The sequence below is a fragment of the Geodermatophilus sp. YIM 151500 genome (genome assembly GCF_025716945.1).
In the GTDB taxonomy this organism is placed as follows: domain Bacteria; phylum Actinomycetota; class Actinomycetes; order Mycobacteriales; family Geodermatophilaceae; genus YIM-151500.
Map to the genome: position 1 here is coordinate 44,884 of NZ_JAOVZT010000010.1, position 15,607 is coordinate 60,490.

The window sequence follows — 15,607 nt, forward strand, 5'->3', positions numbered from 1 at the left end:
CGACGCGCCGTCCCGCCCCCGCGGCCCGCCGCCCGCCCCGACAGCGACGGTGGTGATGGCCATCACCACCGTCGGAGGGTCAGGCCTGGACGGGGACGGCCTCGGCGTACCGGCCGCGCAGCCGCAGCAGGGGCCGGGCGCGCACGTCGAGCACCGGGACGGCGTCGACCTCCAGCAGCGCGAGCACGTGGTCGCCGGCCGGCACCAGCGACGACACCCGGCAGTCGAGCCCGGCCACGCCGTCGCGCAGCACGATCGCGCCGCTGCCGGCCGCCCGGGTCCAGGGGACGGACTCCAGCAGGTGCCGGGCGCTGGGGCGACCGGCCGAGGCGAAGCGGCTGGCGACGATCGCGTGCTGCGCGGCGAGCACGGTGAGGGCGCAGGCGCCGACCCCGCCGAGCACCTCGGCCGGATAGCCGTCGGCCGCCAGCCCGACGGCGACCAGCGGCGGCGCCGCCGAGACGCTCATGACCGAGCTCACCGTCGTCCCGACGTCGTCGATGTCGTCCTGCACGGTCAGCAGGCACACGCCGGAGGCGTACTGCCGCAGCGCAGCGGCGAACTCGGCGGCGTCGACCGGCATGGCGGCCAGTCGACCACATCGTGAGGATGGGTCGGTGACCAGTGCGCGGGAGCGGACCTTCGACGTCGTCGTCCTCGGCGCCGGGTCGACCGGTGAGAACCTGGCGGACATCGTGGTGAAGGGCGGGCTGTCCGCCGTCCTGGTCGAGCCCGACCTGGTCGGCGGCGAGTGCTCCTACTGGGCCTGCATGCCGAGCAAGGCCCTGCTGCGCGGCACCGAGGTGCTCACCGAGGCGCGGTCGGTCGACGGCGCCCGGCAGGCGGTCACCGGGCGGCAGGACGTCGCCGCCACGCTCGCCCGCCGCGACACCTTCACCCACGGTTGGGACGACTCCAGCCAGGTGAGCTGGGTCGAGAGCGCCGGGATCGCGCTCGTCCGCGGCGCCGGACGGCTGGACGGCGAGCGGGCGGTGGTCGTCGGCACCGGTGACGGCGACCTGCGGCTCACCGCCCGGCACGCGGTCGGGGTGTGCACCGGCTCGGAGCCGGCCCTGCCACCGGTCGACGGGCTGGCCGACGTCGAGCCCTGGATGCCGCGCGACGCCACCAGCGCGAAGGAGGCGCCCGGCCGGCTGCTCGTGCTGGGTGGCGGCTACGTGGGTTGCGAGATGGCCTTCGCCTGGCAGGCGCTCGGCTCGCGGGTGACCGTGCTGGAGATGGGGGACCGGCTGCTGGCGGGTGCCGAGCGCGCCGCGTCCGACGCGGTGGCCGCCTCGCTCCGCGAGCGCGACGTCGACGTCCGGCTGGGGACCGGGGTGACCGCGGCCCGGCGCGACGGCGCCGAGGTCGTGGTGACGACGGCGGACGGCGAGCTGCGCGGCGACCGGCTGCTGGTCGCGGTCGGCCGGCGCGCCCGCACGCGGGACCTCGGCGTGGAGACCGTCGGGCTGGAACCCGGGCGCTACCTCGACGTCGACGACTCGATGCAGGTGCGCGGGCGGCCGTGGCTGTACGGCGTCGGCGACGTCAACGGCCGCCGCCAGCTCACGCACATGGGCAAGTACCAGGCCCGGCAGGCCGGCGCCGCCATCGTCGCCCGGGCGCGGGGGGAGGAGGTCCCGCTCGACGACTGGTCGCCGTTCGCAGCCACCGCCGACCGGGTCGCGACCCCGTCGGTCGTGTTCACCTCCCCGCAGGTCGCCAGCGTCGGCCTGACGTCGGCCGAGGCCGCGCAGCAGGGCCGGCCGCACCGGGTCGTCGAGTACCCGATCGGCCAGGTCGCCGGGGCGTCGCTGTTCACCGACGGCTACGAGGGGACGGCGATCGCGGTCGTCGACGCCGAACGGGAGGTGCTGCTCGGGGCGACCTTCGTCGGCGCCGGGGTCGCCGAGCTGCTGCAGGCGGCCACCGTCGCCGTCGTCGGGGAGGTGCCGATCAGCCGGCTGTGGCACGCGGTGCCCGCCTATCCGACGATGAACGAGGTCTGGCTGCGGCTCCTGGAGACCTGGCGCGACTCGGGCGCCGACGGGGAGGTCGGGTGACGGAACGCAAGCCGCCCGGTGTGTCGTTCCAGACGTGGGTCGACTCCCAGGTGCGCAGGGCGCAGGAGGCCGGCGCCTTCGACGACCTGGCCGGGGCCGGCCGGCCGCTCGCGGGCCTCGACCGCGAGCTGACCAGCTACGACTGGGCGCTGGAGTGGGCCCGCCGGGAGAACGTCGACCCGCTGGGCATGCTGCCGCCCGGGTTGGCGCTGCGCCGGGAGCGGGAGGACCTGCCGGCCCGGCTGGCCCGGTTGCCGTCGGAGACGGCGGTGCGCGCCGCGGTCGACAACTTCAACGCGCGCGTCGACGCCTTCTGGCGGCGGCCCGCCGAGGGCCCGCCCGTGCCGGTCGGGCAGGTCGACGTCGCCGCCGCGGTGGCCGCGTGGCGCGCGGCCCGCCCCGCCCCGGCCGAGGAGGCGGCGCCGCCCGCGCCGACGACCCGCCGGCGGTGGTGGCGGCGCCGGCGCTGACCCGGCCCGGCCGGTCAGCCGCGGAGCAGCCAGAGCGCGTAGGCGGCCAGCGACGGGCCGTCGGTGAACCGGCCGTCGCGGATCCGCGCGTGCAGCTCGTCGTCCGGCACGAACGCCTGCACCATGTCGGCCTCGGTGGCCTCCCGCTGCGCGTCGCCGTGCACGAGGTCGGTGGCCAGCCAGACGTCGAACCGCTGCGTCGCCAGCCCCGGCGCGAGGTCCAGCCGGCCGAGGTGCTCGATCCGCCGGGCCCGCAGGCCGGTCTCCTCGGCGAGCTCCGCAAGGGCGAGCTCCTCGGCCGACCCGTCGTTGCCGGCCGACCAGGTGCCCTGCGGGAACTCCCACGCCCGGCGGCCGAGCGGGTAGCGGAACTGCTCGACCAGCCAGAAGCCGTCGTCCTCGCGCGGGAGGACCAGCGCGAAGTGCGGGCGCTCGACGACGCCGTAGACGCCGGCCGAGCCGTCGGCCAGCTCGACGGCGTCCTCCCGGACCCGGATCCACGGGTTGCGGTACACCTCTCGGCTGCCCGTCGTCCGCACCCGGTCACCTTGGCAGACGGCGCGGGGCGACGCGCGCTCCGGAAGGCTCAGGGCAGGGGGAACGGCGTGGGGTCCGGTCGGGGGAGCGCGCCCTCGACGGCGGCGGTCACCCGCATGTCGGTGAGCGTCGCCCGACCGCCGAGCGTGGTGAGGAAGGCGGTGTCAGCGGCGTCCCGACCGGAGCAGATGCGCACCAGGGACGCCGTCGGGGCCAGCCGCGTCGCGTCGACCGTGCACCAGGTGCCGTCGACGGCGGTCTCGACGACGGCGTGGAAGTCCATCGGCGACAGCCCGGGCGCGTAGACGGCGACCAGCCGGGCGGGCACCTCCAGCGCCCGCAGCAGCGTGACGGTGAGGTGCGCGTAGTCGCGGCACACCCCCTGGCCGGCGAGCAGCGTGTCGACGGCGGTGTCGACCGGGCGGCTCGCGCCGGCGGCGTAGACCAGCCGGCGGTGCACCCAGTCGGCGACCGCGGTGACCAGCTCGCCCCGGGGCAGCGAGCGGTCGAACTCGCCGGTGGCGAAGCCCTCCAGCTGGTCCGACGGGCAGTAGCGGCTGGGGCGGAGGGCCACCGTCTCCTCGGCCGGCGTCACCGGCCGAGGCGTGCCGCCGTCCTCGACGCGGGCCGTGTAGCGGACGGTCGTGGTGCCCTCGGCCAGCCGCACCCGGTGCACGCGGGCGCCGTCCACCGCGACCTCCTCGGCCGGCACCGGGCGCCCCTCGGTGAGCACGGTGAGCTGCTCCTCGGCCGGGCGGGCGACGGCGACCTGCAGCAGCGCGGTCGCCGGTGCGGGGCAGGAGAGGGTGAGCGAGGCGGCGACGTCGGTGCGCATGGGGGCATCCTGGCGTCCGCGCTGGTCAGGCGCCTCGTGTCGTGCGTCACGGAGCAGCCGAGCGGAGTGGATCCGTGCGGGTCGCGCGCACGGATGCACTCCGGGTCAGGGGTGCTCGTCCGCCGGGGTCTCCTCGGTGCAGGCGGTGTCGGGGTGGCCCGGGACGTCGGCACCCGACTCGGCCGCGAGCTGCTCGAGCAGCAGCTCGGCGGGGCCGGGGAGGGGAGCCGGACGGCCGAAGGCGTAGCCCTGGGCCATGGCGCAGCCGTGCTCGCGCAGCCACTCGGCCTGGTCGAGGTCCTCGATGCCCTCGGCGATGACCTGCAGGCCCATGCCGCGGCCGAGCTGCAGCAGCCCGTGCACCAGGGCGGCGGTCGACGGTTCGGTGACCACGTCCGCGACGAAGGAGCGGTCGATCTTGACGGTGTGGATGGGCAGCCGGTGCAGCGCGGTGATGGCCGAGTAGCCGGTGCCGAAGTCGTCGAGCGCCAGCGTGACGCCCTGGTCGGTGACCACCGCCACCGAGTGCAGGGTGGCCTCGGCGGCGAACAGCGCCGTCGACTCGGTGATCTCCAGCTCGAGCCGCTCGGGCGGCAGCCCGGACTCGGCGAGCGCCGCGGCGACCAGCTCGCTGAACCCCTCCTCGGCCAGGTGCCGGGCGGAGATGTTGACGTGCACCCGCAGGTCGTCGGGCCAGGTCGCCGCGTCGTGGCAGGCCTGGCGCAGCACCCACTCGCCGAGCTTGGAGGTGAGCCGGTTGTTCTCCGCGGCGGCGAGGAAGGCGCCGGGCGGCAGCAGGCCCCGGGTGGGGTGCTGCCAGCGGATCAGCGCCTCGTAGCCGAGCAGCGTCTCGTCGGCCAGGTGGACGATCGGCTGGTAGAACAGCCGCAGCTCGTCGTTGTCGAGCGCGTGCTTGAGGTCGGTCTCCAGCTGCAGCGCGTCCATCTCGCTGCCGCTGAGGACGCCCTCGTGCACCTCGATGCGCCCCCGGGTGCCGTCGGCCTTCGCCCGGGTGAGCGCGCTCTGGGCCTGCCGCAGCAGGTCGTCGGGCGTCATGTCGTTGCCGAGGGTCAGGCCGACGCTGGCCGAGAGGGTGATCTCCCGGTCGTTCACCACGAACGGCTCGTCGAGCACGCCGAGCAGCCGGTGGGCCAGGGCCCGCAGCCCGTCGAGGTCCTCGACGTCCTCGGCGACGACGAGGAACTCGTCGGCACCGAGCCGGACGGCGGTGTCCTCCACCCGGGTGCTCCAGCGCAGCCGGTCGGCCACCTGGCTGAGCAGCAGGTCGCCGGCCTCGTGCCCGAGCGCCTCGTTGACCGCCTTGAACCGGTCGACGTTCAGGTGCACGAGGCCCACCTGCAGGCCGCGGCGGCGGGAGAGCGCCACGGCGTGCCGCAGCCGGTCGGTCAGCGCGCGCCGGTTGGGCAGGCCGGTGAGCGGGTCGGTGAAGGCCCGGCGGACCAGGTCCTCCTCCGCCCGGCGGCGGTCGGTCACGTCGACCAGCGACAGGACGACGAACATCGGCGAGCCGTTGCTGTGGTGCACCACCTCGTGCGACTGCACCACCCACAGCTCGCGGCCGTCGGAGCGCCGCAGCCGCCGCTCGCCGTCCAGCAGCAGGTAGGGGTCCAGCTGCGGCGCGTCCGGCGGCTGGAACGGCGCGATGTCGCTGATCGGCGCGTCGTCGGGGTGCGCGAGCAGGTCGACGTGCCGGCCGGCGAGCTCCTCCGCCGTCCGCCCGGTCAGGGCGCACAGCATGGTGTTGGCGACGAGCACGTGACCGTCGAGGTCGACCAGGGCCTTGGCGATCGGCGCGGCGAGGAACAGCGCCTGGAACAGCTGGCCGCGGTCGGCGAGCAGCGTGTCGATCGCGCGCAGGCGGTGCCCGGACGCCGCGAGAGGAGCGCCGCCGGAGTCGCGCGACGGCTCGGGGGCGGGGAAGCTCACCCGGACACCTTCACTCATCGGAGCCGTGGAGTGACGGAACCGGTACACGGAGAGTCGTGGTCAACCGACCACACTGGGTGACGGGACGTGCGCGTCCGTCACACCCGCCCGCCCCGTCGCGGGTCCCGGTCGCGTCCGCCGGCACATGCGGTTGCTCCGCCGCATCCGGAACCGCCACGAGTCGTCGAGCGGCGGACCCGGGCGGGGGGCAGGTCAGGCGTGCAGGTCGAAGCCGAGGTCGAGCACCGGCGCGCTGTGGGTGAGCGCCCCCACGGCCAGGTAGTCGACGCCGGTGGCGGCCACCTCCGCCGCGCGGTCCAGCGACAGTCCGCCGCTGGCCTCCAGCCGCACCCCGGTGCCGCGCACCAGCTCGACCGCGGCGCGGGTGTCGTCGAGGGAGAAGTTGTCGAGCAGCACGAGCTCGACTCCCACGGCCACGGCCTCGCGGACCTGGTCGAGCGTGTCGCACTCGACCTCGAGCGGCACGTGCGGCGCCGTCGTCCGGACCGCCTCGACCGCCGCGGTGATGCCGCCGGCGGCCAGGACGTGGTTGTCCTTGACCAGCGCGGCGTCGCCGAGCGCCATCCGGTGGTTGACGCCGGCGCCGCAGCGGACGGCGTACTTCTCCAGCACCCGCAGGCCCGGCGTGGTCTTGCGGGTGTCGCGGATCGCCGCGCCGCTGCCGGCCACCGCGTCGACCCAGGCCCGGGTCAGCGTGGCGATGCCCGAGAGCCGGCCGACCAGGTTGAGCGCGGTGCGCTCGGCGGTCAGCAGCGCCCGGGTGGGCCCGGTGACGGTGAGCGCGGGGCGTCCCGGCTCGGCGGCGGCGCCGTCGGCCGCGCGCAGCACGGTCTCGACGTCCGAGCCCCCGACCAGGGCGAACACCGCGGCGGCCACCGGGACGCCGGCGAGCACGCCGGGCACGCGCGGAACCACGTCTCCGCTCGCCCGGGCGCGCGCGGGCACGGTCGCCAGCGTGGTGACGTCGGGACCGAGCGCGAGGTCCTCGTCGAGCGCCCGCCGCACGATCCGCCGGACGCCGGCCGGGTCGAGCCCCCCGGTCCGGAGGGCGTCGGCGACCTCGGCCGGCAGGGTCTCCTCCCGGGCGGCGGTCACGCGACCACCTGCTCGGGCTGCGCGCCGCGCACGGGCAGCCGGCGGGTGTGCACGTGCCCGGCGGCGTCGATGCGGTGCGCCAGGCGCACCCGCCAGTCGGCGCGGGGCGCGGGCGCGTCGGCGCGCCGGTGGCAGCCGCGGCTCTCGGGTCGGCCGAGCGCCGCGGCGGCGAGCAGCGTGGCGGCGGTGTGCAGGGCGGTGACCTCCAGCGCGGCCAGGTCGAGCGGCAGCGCGGCGTCGCGGTGGGGGACGGCGGCCAGCGCAGCGGCGAGCCCGCCCAGGCCGTCGGCGTCGCGCAGCACGCCCGCGCCGCGGCTGGTGGCCGCGGTGAGCGCACTCCGGGCCGCGGGGTCGACCGCGGTCCCGGCCTCGGACGGCGGCACCGGGTCCGCGGGCGCCGGTAGCTCCGTCGCGAGCAGCGCCGCGCAGCGGCGGGCGGCGACCAGCCCCTCGGGGATCGAGTTGGAGGCCAGCCGGTTGGCGCCCTGGACGCCGGTGCACGCCACCTCCCCGACCGCGAACAGGCCGGCGACGCCGGTGCGCCCGTCGAGCTCGGCGAGCACGCCCCCGCAGGTGTAGTGGGCGGCGGGGACGACCGGCACCGGCTCGCCGGCCGGGTCGACGCCGGCCGCGCGGCAGGCGCGCAGGATGCCGGGGAACCGCCGCTCGAGGAACGCGCGGCCCAGGTGCGTGGCGTCGAGGAACACGCAGTCGGCGCCGGTGGCGCGCAGGTGCGCGGCGATGGTGGCCGAGACGACGTCGCGCGGGGCGAGGTCGGCCAGCGGGTGCGCGCCGGCCATGATCCGGCGTCCGGACCGGTCGACCAGGACGGCGCCCTCGCCGCGGACCGCCTCGGAGACCAGCACCTGCTGGCCCTCGGCGTCCGGACCGCGCCACAGCACGGTCGGGTGGAACTGGACGAACTCCACGTCGGCGGCCTCGGCCCCGGCGCGCAGCGCCAGGGCCAGCCCGTCACCGGTCGCCCCGGCGGGGTTGCTGGTGGCCGCGTACACGTGCCCGTAGCCGCCGGTGGCGAGGACGACGGCCCGCGCGCGGAGGTCGCCGGCGTCGACCAACCGGCCGTCGTCGGCGACCCGGGCCACCCGCAGTCCGGCGACCGCCCCGCCGGGGGCGCGCAGGGTGTCGAGGGCGGCGGTGCGGTCGAGCACCGCGACACCGCGGGCCCGGAGCGCGGTGCCGAGCGTGTGGGTGACCTCGGCGCCGCTGGCGTCACCGCCGGCGTGCACGATCCGGTCGCGGCTGTGCCCGCCCTCGCGGGTCAGCGCGGGCCGGCCGTCGGGGGCGAGGTCGAGCCGGGCACCGAGGCGCTGCAGCAGGGCGATCGCGGCGGGTGCCTCCGCGACGAGGGTGCGCACCGCCGGCTCGTCGCAGAGCCCGGCGCCCGCGACGAGGGTGTCGTGGACGTGCAGCCGGTGGTCGTCGTCCGGGCCGAGGACGGCGGCCAGGCCGCCCTGCGCCCAGGCGGTGCTGCCGTCGCCGAGGCAGCCCTTGGTCACGACGGTGACCGCGCGCCCGGCATCGGCCAGTGCCAGCGCGGCCATCAGCCCGGCCGCCCCGCTGCCGACGACCACGACGTCGGTCGTCCGCGTCCAGCCGGCGGCCGGCAGGGGGAGGGCCGGGACGACCGCCGGGACGACCGCCGGGGGGACCGGGGTCAGCCGCCGCGGCGCCGCCGTCCTCACTCGGCCACCGGGGACGGCGTCCCCAGGGCGACCATCGCCTCGACCGCGGCGCGCGCCCGGGCGGCGACGGCGGGGTCGACGGTCACCTCGTCGCGGCCCTCGCGGAGCGCGCGCAGCAGCTTCTCCGGCGTCGACATCTTCATGTAGGGGCAGGCGGCACGCGGGTTGACCGGCTGGAAGTCCGTCGTCCGGTTGGCCTGCCGGAGCTGGTGCAGCATGCCGATCTCGGTGGCGACCAGCACGCGCTTCGCCGTCGTCCGCCGGGCCTGGTCGAGCATGCCGCCGGTGGAGAGGACGTGGACCCGTTCCTCCGGGAGGTCGCCGGAGCCGACCATCCACAGCGCGCTGGTCGCGCAGCCGCACTCGGGGTGCACGAGCAGCTCGGCGTCCGGGTCGCGCTCGACGCTGGCCCGCAGGTCGGTGGGGGAGATGCCGGCGTGCACGTGGCACTCGCCCATCCAGATGCGCATGTCGGTGCGGCCGGTGACCCGCTGGACGTGCGCGCCGAGGAACTGGTCGGGCAGGAAGAGGATCTCCCGGTCGGCCGGTACCGACTCCACGACCTCGACGGCGTTGGACGACGTGCAGCAGATGTCGGTCTCGGCCTTCACCTCGGCCGAGGTGTTGACGTAGGAGACGACGACGGCGCCGGGGTGTTCGGCCTTCCACGCACGCAGCTGGTCGGCGGTGATGGTGTCGGCCAGCGAGCAGCCGGCGTTCGCGTCGGGCACCAGGACGGTCTTCTCCGGCGCCAGGATCTTGGCCGTCTCGGCCATGAAGTGGACGCCGGCGAAGACGATCGTGCTCGCCTCGCTGGCGGCGGCGAGGCGGGAGAGGGCGAGGGAGTCGCCGACGTGGTCGGCGACGTCCTGGATCTCCGGGGCCTGGTAGTTGTGCGCGAGCAGGACGGCGTCGCGCTCGGCGGCCAGCCGGCGGACCTCGTCGCGCCAGTCCTGCCACTGCTCGGGGGACCAGGTGCTGCGGGTCGGGGCGGAAAGGATCGCGGTCACCGTGGCCTCCTGGCGGTCGGTTTTATACCGTAGGTTTGAAACCTATGGGCGTCAACGTACCATGCACTGCGTGGCTTCCGTGTGGTCCTCACCGGACCGCCCGGCCTTTCCGCACCAGGCCCTGGCCGTCGTGCTGCAGGTCCGGGCGGCGCGCCTGCACGTCCTGCTGTGGCAGCGGGCCAACGCCCCCTTCGTCGGCGCCTGGGCCCTCCCCGGCGGGCCGCTGCTGCCCGACGAGACGCTCGGTGCGTCGGTGGCCCGGCAGCTGGCGTCGAAGGTCGAGCTGCGGCAACTGGCCCACCTGGAGCAGCTGGAGACCCGCAGCGACCCCGGCCGCGACCCGCGCGGTCGGACGGTGGCCACCGCCTACCTGGGGTTGATCCCGGCCGGCCTGGACCCGGCCCTCCCCGACGACACCGCCTGGCACCCGGTCGCCGCGCTGCCGCCGACGGCGTTCGACCACGGCTCGATCGTCGGCTCGGCCCTGGGCCGGCTGCGGGCGAAGCTGTCGTACACCAACGTCGGGTTCGCCCTCGCGCCGCCGACCTTCACCATCGCCGAGCTGCGGACCGTCTACGTCGCGGCGCTCGGCTACGACGTGACGGCGACCAACCTGCAGCGGGTGCTGCTGCGGCGGGGGGTGCTCGAGCCGACCGGCGAGATGGCGCACCCGGGGAGGTCCGGTGGTCGCCCGGCGATGCTCTACCGGTTCGCCTCGTCGTCGCTGGAGGTGACCGACCCGTTCGCGGTCTTCCGGCCGCCGTCCGAGCGCCCGACCGAGCGGCGGTGATCCGCGGGCGGTCGACCGCAGTTGCGGCGCCGCAGCACGGAGCAGCCGGACGCCGACGTCGGCGGCGGCCACGTCGGCGCCGCAACCCGGGGCTGCCGAAGGCGATGGCATCGAGCTGAACCAAGGATTCCGACGGGCCGTTCGGCTCTTCAGCGCCTGTTCCGACGCGGTCCACGCTGGAGCCGGCCCGCCACGGACGAGGACCCCACCGAGGACGTGCTGAGCGGGCGGGTCCGACGGCGACTGAGGAGGTCGTCATGGGGCAGGCGCGACAGATCACGGAGCGGATCACCGATGCCGTCATGGCCGGCCAGAACGCCGCGATCGAGCGACCGTACGCCGAGGAGGCCGTCGCCGAGGTGCCCGAGGGGCCCCGTCTCGAGGGTCGTGCGGCGGTCGCCGACCATCGCATGGGCTTCGAGCGTGCATGTCCCGACGCGTCCTGGGACGGCGTCACACCGCAGCCCCGGATGAGCGCGGACCAGCCTGCCGAGGCCATGGTCCGTGGATCGTTCCGCCCACCCCCCGGTCCGAGCCGGTCGGGGCGTGGGCAGCCCGACGAGATCGGCCCGCACCACCCGGAACTTTCTCAGTGGCTTCGCCTGCCTGCCTCCCATCGGCCTGGGCGGGGTCGGACGGGCCACCGAGCTGGGCCTCCGCTCGGGCTGGACCTGCTGCCGCTGCCGCACGAGCGGCAGGAATCCGGCGTTCCCGACCAGTTCCGCCATGCGAGGCCCGACTCGGCCCGGAGCTCTGTCATCTCGACCGAGCACGTCCGCACCCGCACAGGTCGTCGTGCGGTCGTTCGGGAGACGCCATGACCGACCGACGAACGCCGGCGGTCACGGTTCTCGCGACCGCCCTCGCGGCCGCGGGGACCCTCATCCCAGCTCCTGTGGCCGAGGCGCAGCCCGCGCCGATCGTGGCTACGACCAAGCTTTCCGTCCCAGGGCTCGAAGATGGATCCCGGTTCGGTACCTCTGTCGCGATATGGGGTGCCGTCGCCGTCGTCGGAGCTCCCTTTGATGACTACGACGGTAAGACGGACGCCGGTGCCGCTTATGTGTTCAGGCGATCTGGTGCGACCTGGGTGCAGGAGGCGATGTTGACGGGCGTGGACACCGCATCGGGAGATCAATTCGGGGCGTCCGTCGACGTCTTCTCAGGTGGTATCGGCACCCACTTGGTCATAGGCGCGCCCTTCGACGACAACCCCGGCGGGACGGATGCCGGTGCGGCCTACGTGTTCACCCGGGTGGGCACCACCTGGACGCAGTCACGAAAGGTCACCATCGCGCACAACCGTGGAGGTAATGATCGATTCGGGTCCTCCGTCACGATCGCCCGGAGTGATGCTCTGATCGGCGTGCCATTGGACGATACGACCGGTGCGGGCGGGCTCTCCCAATCAGGATCTGTCACCGCCTTCTACCGTCCCGAGGATTGGGGCTTTCGCTCCTCGCTGACCGCTGGGGGCAGCGCCGGCGACTTCGAGTTCTTCGGCTCTGCGGTCGAGATGTCGGCACTGACCGCGGTCGTCGGAGCGCCGGAGGACGACCAACGTGGATCCGTCCATGTGTTCGTGCGTCCGGATGATCCGGCTTCGCCGTGGACGCCGCAGGCCCGGCTCACATCCCCGCTCGGCGGTGGCAAGTCCTTCGGGACGTCCGTTGCCGTCTTCGGGGATTTCTTGGTCGTCGGCGAGCCGGTTGGCAGCTCCAACTTCTTCTGCGGCAACCTGAGCATCGTCTATTTCTTCGCGCGCGCGGGGGTGACCTGGACGGCGGAGGGATCGCTCGACTGCGCTCCGGCGAACGCCGCAGCCTTCGGCCAGTCCGTGGCCATCGACACCGCATCGGGCAGCCCGACCGCACTGGTCGGCGCCCCTGATACGAATCAACGCACGGGGGAGGCGTACGTGTACCGCCGGATCGGATCAGACTTCGGGCTTCACGAGACCATCAGGGCGGTGGATGCCTCCGCGACGGACAAGTTCGGTTACGACGTGGATCTCTCCGGTGGAACCGCGGTGATCGGGGCACCAGAGGACAATGTTGCGGGAACCGACGACGGTTCGGCCTACGTCGTGTCCGTACCTTGACACCGTCGACGACGTCTTCGACTTCGATGCGGACTCTCGGACGGGTGCGTCCAGAGTTGCTGCATGGACGCGAGTGACTGCTCGGGTCGTCAGGTCGCCCGCAGCCCGACCCGGGCAACGAGAACCTGCGCGGTGAAAGGGGTGGGTCCCGGCGGTGCCGACAGGCGTTCGTCGGCGCGAGGGCTCACCCGTCCGGAGCATCCGCGGAGCGGACCGTTCCATCCGAGGGCGCTCCTGCCGATGTCCCTCCCGTCCGGTCCGGAAGGCGGGAGGGGTCGTCGTGGCGGTGTTCTGGATGCTGCTGGGGAGCTGGTACGGGTTGGCGGCCGTTGTCGCCGCCGTCGGGTTGGCCTCGGAGCGCGTCTCCTCACCCGGAGCCACGACCCGGCGCGCGGTGCCGCTACCCGCCGGGGCGGTGCACGGGTCGGGCTCGCCCGGACCCGCGGCGGCGCAGCCGGCGGGCTGACCCCGCTGGTCGTCGGCTGACGGATCCCCGACCCGGAGGGTCGCCCGGCGCGCGCCCGGCAGGGATCGAACCTGCGACCAAGTGCTTAGAAGGCACCTGCTCTATCCGCTGAGCTACGGGCGCGAGGCCCTGATCATCGCACTGGTCCCGGCCCGTTCGGGGACGGACCCAGCCCGGGGCGGGTCGGTGCCGCTGGCGTCAGAGACGCCGGGCCGAGCGGAAGGAGCTGGCGTACAGCCCGTTCCCGGACAGGATCGACCGGCCGCGGACGTCGCCCATCGTGGGCCCGTCCGCGCCCTTGCGGCTGGACAGGAACCGGGGGGCGCCCGTGGAGTCCGTGCCCAGCAGGATGCCGACGTGGTCGACGAGCGTGCCGTCGTCGGTGCTCGCGTCGAAGAACACCAGGTCTCCGGGCTGCAGGGCGGCCAGGCCGACCGGACGCGTCCCGGTGTCGCGGACGACGACGACCCCGGGTGCCGAGGCGTTCATCTGCACCGCGCGCCGGGGCAGCGCCGCGCCGTCCGGCTCCAGGGTCAGCGGTACGCCGCCGCGGTGACCGAAGACGGCGCGGACGTATCCCGAGCAGTCGAGAGCTCCCTGCTGGTGGACCTCCGGCCGGTCGCCCCCGGTCGCGTAGGACCAGGGGACGCCGAGGTAGTCGTTGAAGTCCGAGCCCTCTTCGCGGGTGCCGTCGGTCCGCAGCGGCCCGTAGGACGCATCGCCGGCGATCCGGGAGCCGGACGCGTCCGTGCGGTCGGGCGCACCGGTGAGGTACTGGCGCGCCACCTCGAGCACGTCGTCGTCGGTGTCGTGCAGGCGGGCGGTCAGCCAGCCGTGGTCCACGGTGCCCGCGAAGGGCTGCGGGAGCAGCCGCACCCATGTGGTCGTGGTGACCGACGCGGTCGTCGTCGACTCGGTGAACGTCCGCTGCGGTCCGCGCAGCGTCACGGTGCGGGAGCCGACCGTGAAGGTGGCCACCGGCCCCAGGTCGTCGCGGACGACGACCCGGTCGGGCGCGGCCATCCGCGTCTCGCGCAGCGGACCGCGCGTGCCGACTCCGGGAGCGGTCGTCAGCGGGCCGGTCGCCGCGGAAGCCTGCGTCGACGCGTCCGCGATGTCCGTGCCACCCGCCGGCGCAGGGACGGGATCGCCGTCGGTCGTGGCCAGGGCCGCGCCCCCGAGCAGGACCACCGCGATCGCCGCCGCCCGGGCACGACGCACGACCCGTGATTCCTGCCCGCTCGTCTTCGCGCGCATCAGCGTCTTCCTCGCTCCCGCCGCCGCACGGGCGCCCGGACGTCCGAATCCGTCCGGCGACCCTCGCTGCGGACGGGCGCCCGCGTGGAGCGGGGCATCGCGTCGCTCACTCTACACGGTGTCCCGATCACACGTAGTGACGAGCGGGCATCGGGCGGCGCCGCGGCGTCAGCGCGTGAGCACCTCGGCGAGGACGTCCACCAGGCGGTCGCGATCGGCGCCCTCCTCGCGCAGGTCCGGGGCCAGTTCCAGGTGGACGAAGGTGGCGCCCACCTCGTGGGCGTGCGCGGCCTGGACGTTCGTCGTGCCCGCCAGGTCCTGGCACCGCTTCCCGTCGTAGACGCAGGTCTCGACGCCGGCGTCCTGCAGGGCCGCGTCCAGGTCCCGCACCAGGGGATCGGGATCGGCCTTGCCGCTGGACAGGACGACCTGGGCGGCGCCCTCGTGGTCGGAGTCGTCGAACCCGTGGACCTGCAGGACGACGGTTCCGCGGCCGACCACCGCCCGGTCGACGGCGGCGAAGGCGCTGTCCCGTTCGTGGGCGACGTCCGCCGCGTCGTCGCCCGCGGTCCGGTGGGCGCCGGCGACGAACAGGGCGTCGGCGTCGAGAGCCGTGAACAGCTCGGGGCCGAGGTCCTCGGTCCGCCGGTCGGCGCGCGGGTGCGGCACCTCGACGACGAGCCGGGGCGGCACGCCCGCGCCGTCCCGGACGGCGTAGAGGCCCAGCCCGCGCAGCTCTCCGCCGTCCAGGTCCTCGGCCACGACCCGCACCGGCCGGTCGGATCCGTCGACCGCCTCCAGGGCCTGGGTGCCGTCCGGCAGCGGCGGCTCCTCGCCCCCCTCCAGGCCGGCCAGCACCGCGTCGGCCAGGCGCCCGTTCTCGGCGTCGCCGAGGGTGCGGTAGGCCGACGAGTCGCGTCCCGGTCCCGCTTGGAGCATCTGCTCGATCCGAGGGCCCAGCTCCACCTGCTCGATCGTCGGGCCCGGCTCCACCGTCGGCCCGGCACACGCGACGAGGACCAGGACCGGCACGGCCGCGGCCGGCGCGCGTACGCGGGCGGCCGGTCCCGGGTCGCTCGGCGCGCGCACCGCCCGCCGGTGCGGGACGTTGGTCAGCGACCACATGGATTGGATATGGTCCCGCAGGGTGGGGCCGGATGCCATGGGGCTCGATCCCCCGGCTTGGTACGTGGAGCTGCTGCGCGGCGGCGTGGCCGGCGCGGTCTTCGTCCTCCTCTTCCTGTCCGCACGCTGGCGGTGGAAAGGCCGGAGCGATCGCGATGCGACGCAGGCTGACATCGGGCTGGACTGA

General features: G+C 75.2%; 15 protein-coding genes and 1 tRNA gene. 6 read left to right on the forward strand and 10 right to left on the reverse strand.

Annotation, left to right across the window (positions count from 1 at the left end):
• Positions 1-79: 79 nt before the first annotated feature.
• Positions 80-583, reverse strand: a complete 504-nt coding sequence (locus OF117_RS16155) for a flavin reductase family protein (RefSeq protein WP_263553867.1) — start codon at positions 581-583, stop codon at positions 80-82.
• A 34-nt stretch (positions 584-617) separates the two neighbouring features.
• Between OF117_RS16155 and OF117_RS16160 the strand changes: the two genes are divergently transcribed.
• Positions 618-2,063: a dihydrolipoyl dehydrogenase family protein gene (locus OF117_RS16160; RefSeq protein ID WP_263553868.1), complete on the forward strand. Its 1,446-nt coding sequence runs from the start codon at positions 618-620 to the stop codon at positions 2,061-2,063.
• Positions 2,060-2,533, forward strand: coding sequence for a DUF1992 domain-containing protein (locus OF117_RS16165; RefSeq protein WP_263553869.1), 474 nt, complete (start codon positions 2,060-2,062; stop codon positions 2,531-2,533). Before OF117_RS16160 ends, OF117_RS16165 begins: the two co-directional genes overlap by 4 nt.
• 14 nt (positions 2,534-2,547) lie before the next feature.
• Here OF117_RS16165 and OF117_RS16170 read toward each other — a convergent pair whose 3' ends face one another.
• The 6 genes from OF117_RS16170 to nadA form a co-directional block, all read right to left on the reverse strand.
• Positions 2,548-3,072, reverse strand: coding sequence for an NUDIX domain-containing protein (locus tag OF117_RS16170; RefSeq protein WP_263553870.1), 525 nt, complete (start codon positions 3,070-3,072; stop codon positions 2,548-2,550).
• 47 nt (positions 3,073-3,119) lie between these two features.
• On the reverse strand, positions 3,120-3,905 hold the full coding sequence (locus tag OF117_RS16175) for a transglutaminase-like domain-containing protein (RefSeq protein ID WP_263553871.1): 786 nt from the start codon (positions 3,903-3,905) through the stop codon (positions 3,120-3,122).
• Positions 3,906-4,010: 105 nt separating this feature from the next.
• Complete coding sequence (locus OF117_RS16180) at positions 4,011-5,852, reverse strand: putative bifunctional diguanylate cyclase/phosphodiesterase (RefSeq protein ID WP_263553872.1); 1,842 nt, start codon at positions 5,850-5,852, stop codon at positions 4,011-4,013.
• 213 nt (positions 5,853-6,065) lie between these two features.
• Positions 6,066-6,968, reverse strand: a complete 903-nt coding sequence (nadC, locus tag OF117_RS16185) for a carboxylating nicotinate-nucleotide diphosphorylase (protein WP_263553873.1) — start codon at positions 6,966-6,968, stop codon at positions 6,066-6,068.
• A complete protein-coding gene (locus tag OF117_RS16190; RefSeq protein ID WP_263553874.1) occupies positions 6,965-8,671 on the reverse strand; it encodes an L-aspartate oxidase in 1,707 nt (568 codons plus the stop codon). Before OF117_RS16190 ends, nadC begins: the two co-directional genes overlap by 4 nt.
• A complete protein-coding gene (nadA, locus tag OF117_RS16195) occupies positions 8,668-9,681 on the reverse strand; it encodes a quinolinate synthase NadA (protein WP_263553875.1) in 1,014 nt (337 codons plus the stop codon). The genes OF117_RS16190 and nadA overlap by 4 nt, the downstream gene beginning before the upstream one ends.
• 70 nt (positions 9,682-9,751) lie before the next feature.
• On the opposite strand from nadA, the gene OF117_RS16200 reads away from it, so the two are divergent.
• From OF117_RS16200 to OF117_RS16210, 3 genes are all read left to right on the forward strand, one after another.
• A complete protein-coding gene (locus tag OF117_RS16200) occupies positions 9,752-10,471 on the forward strand; it encodes an NUDIX hydrolase (protein WP_318014263.1) in 720 nt (239 codons plus the stop codon).
• An 817-nt stretch (positions 10,472-11,288) separates the two neighbouring features.
• Positions 11,289-12,572 carry an FG-GAP repeat protein gene (locus OF117_RS16205; protein WP_263553876.1) on the forward strand — a complete coding sequence of 428 codons (1,284 nt, stop codon included), beginning with the start codon at positions 11,289-11,291 and terminating at the stop codon, positions 12,570-12,572.
• Positions 12,573-12,852: 280 nt separating this feature from the next.
• Positions 12,853-13,038 carry a hypothetical protein gene (locus OF117_RS16210; protein WP_263553877.1) on the forward strand — a complete coding sequence of 62 codons (186 nt, stop codon included), beginning with the start codon at positions 12,853-12,855 and terminating at the stop codon, positions 13,036-13,038.
• A 50-nt stretch (positions 13,039-13,088) separates the two neighbouring features.
• Here OF117_RS16210 and OF117_RS16215 read toward each other — a convergent pair.
• The 3 genes from OF117_RS16215 to OF117_RS16225 form a co-directional block, all read right to left on the reverse strand.
• A tRNA-Arg gene (locus tag OF117_RS16215) sits at positions 13,089-13,161 on the reverse strand.
• A 75-nt stretch (positions 13,162-13,236) separates the two neighbouring features.
• Positions 13,237-14,295: a C40 family peptidase gene (locus OF117_RS16220; RefSeq protein ID WP_263553878.1), complete on the reverse strand. Its 1,059-nt coding sequence runs from the start codon at positions 14,293-14,295 to the stop codon at positions 13,237-13,239.
• Positions 14,296-14,463: 168 nt separating this feature from the next.
• Complete coding sequence (locus tag OF117_RS16225; RefSeq protein WP_263553879.1) at positions 14,464-15,420, reverse strand: hypothetical protein; 957 nt, start codon at positions 15,418-15,420, stop codon at positions 14,464-14,466.
• Between the two features lie 64 nt (positions 15,421-15,484).
• On the opposite strand from OF117_RS16225, the gene OF117_RS16230 reads away from it, so the two are divergent.
• A complete protein-coding gene (locus OF117_RS16230) occupies positions 15,485-15,607 on the forward strand; it encodes a hypothetical protein (RefSeq protein ID WP_263553880.1) in 123 nt (40 codons plus the stop codon).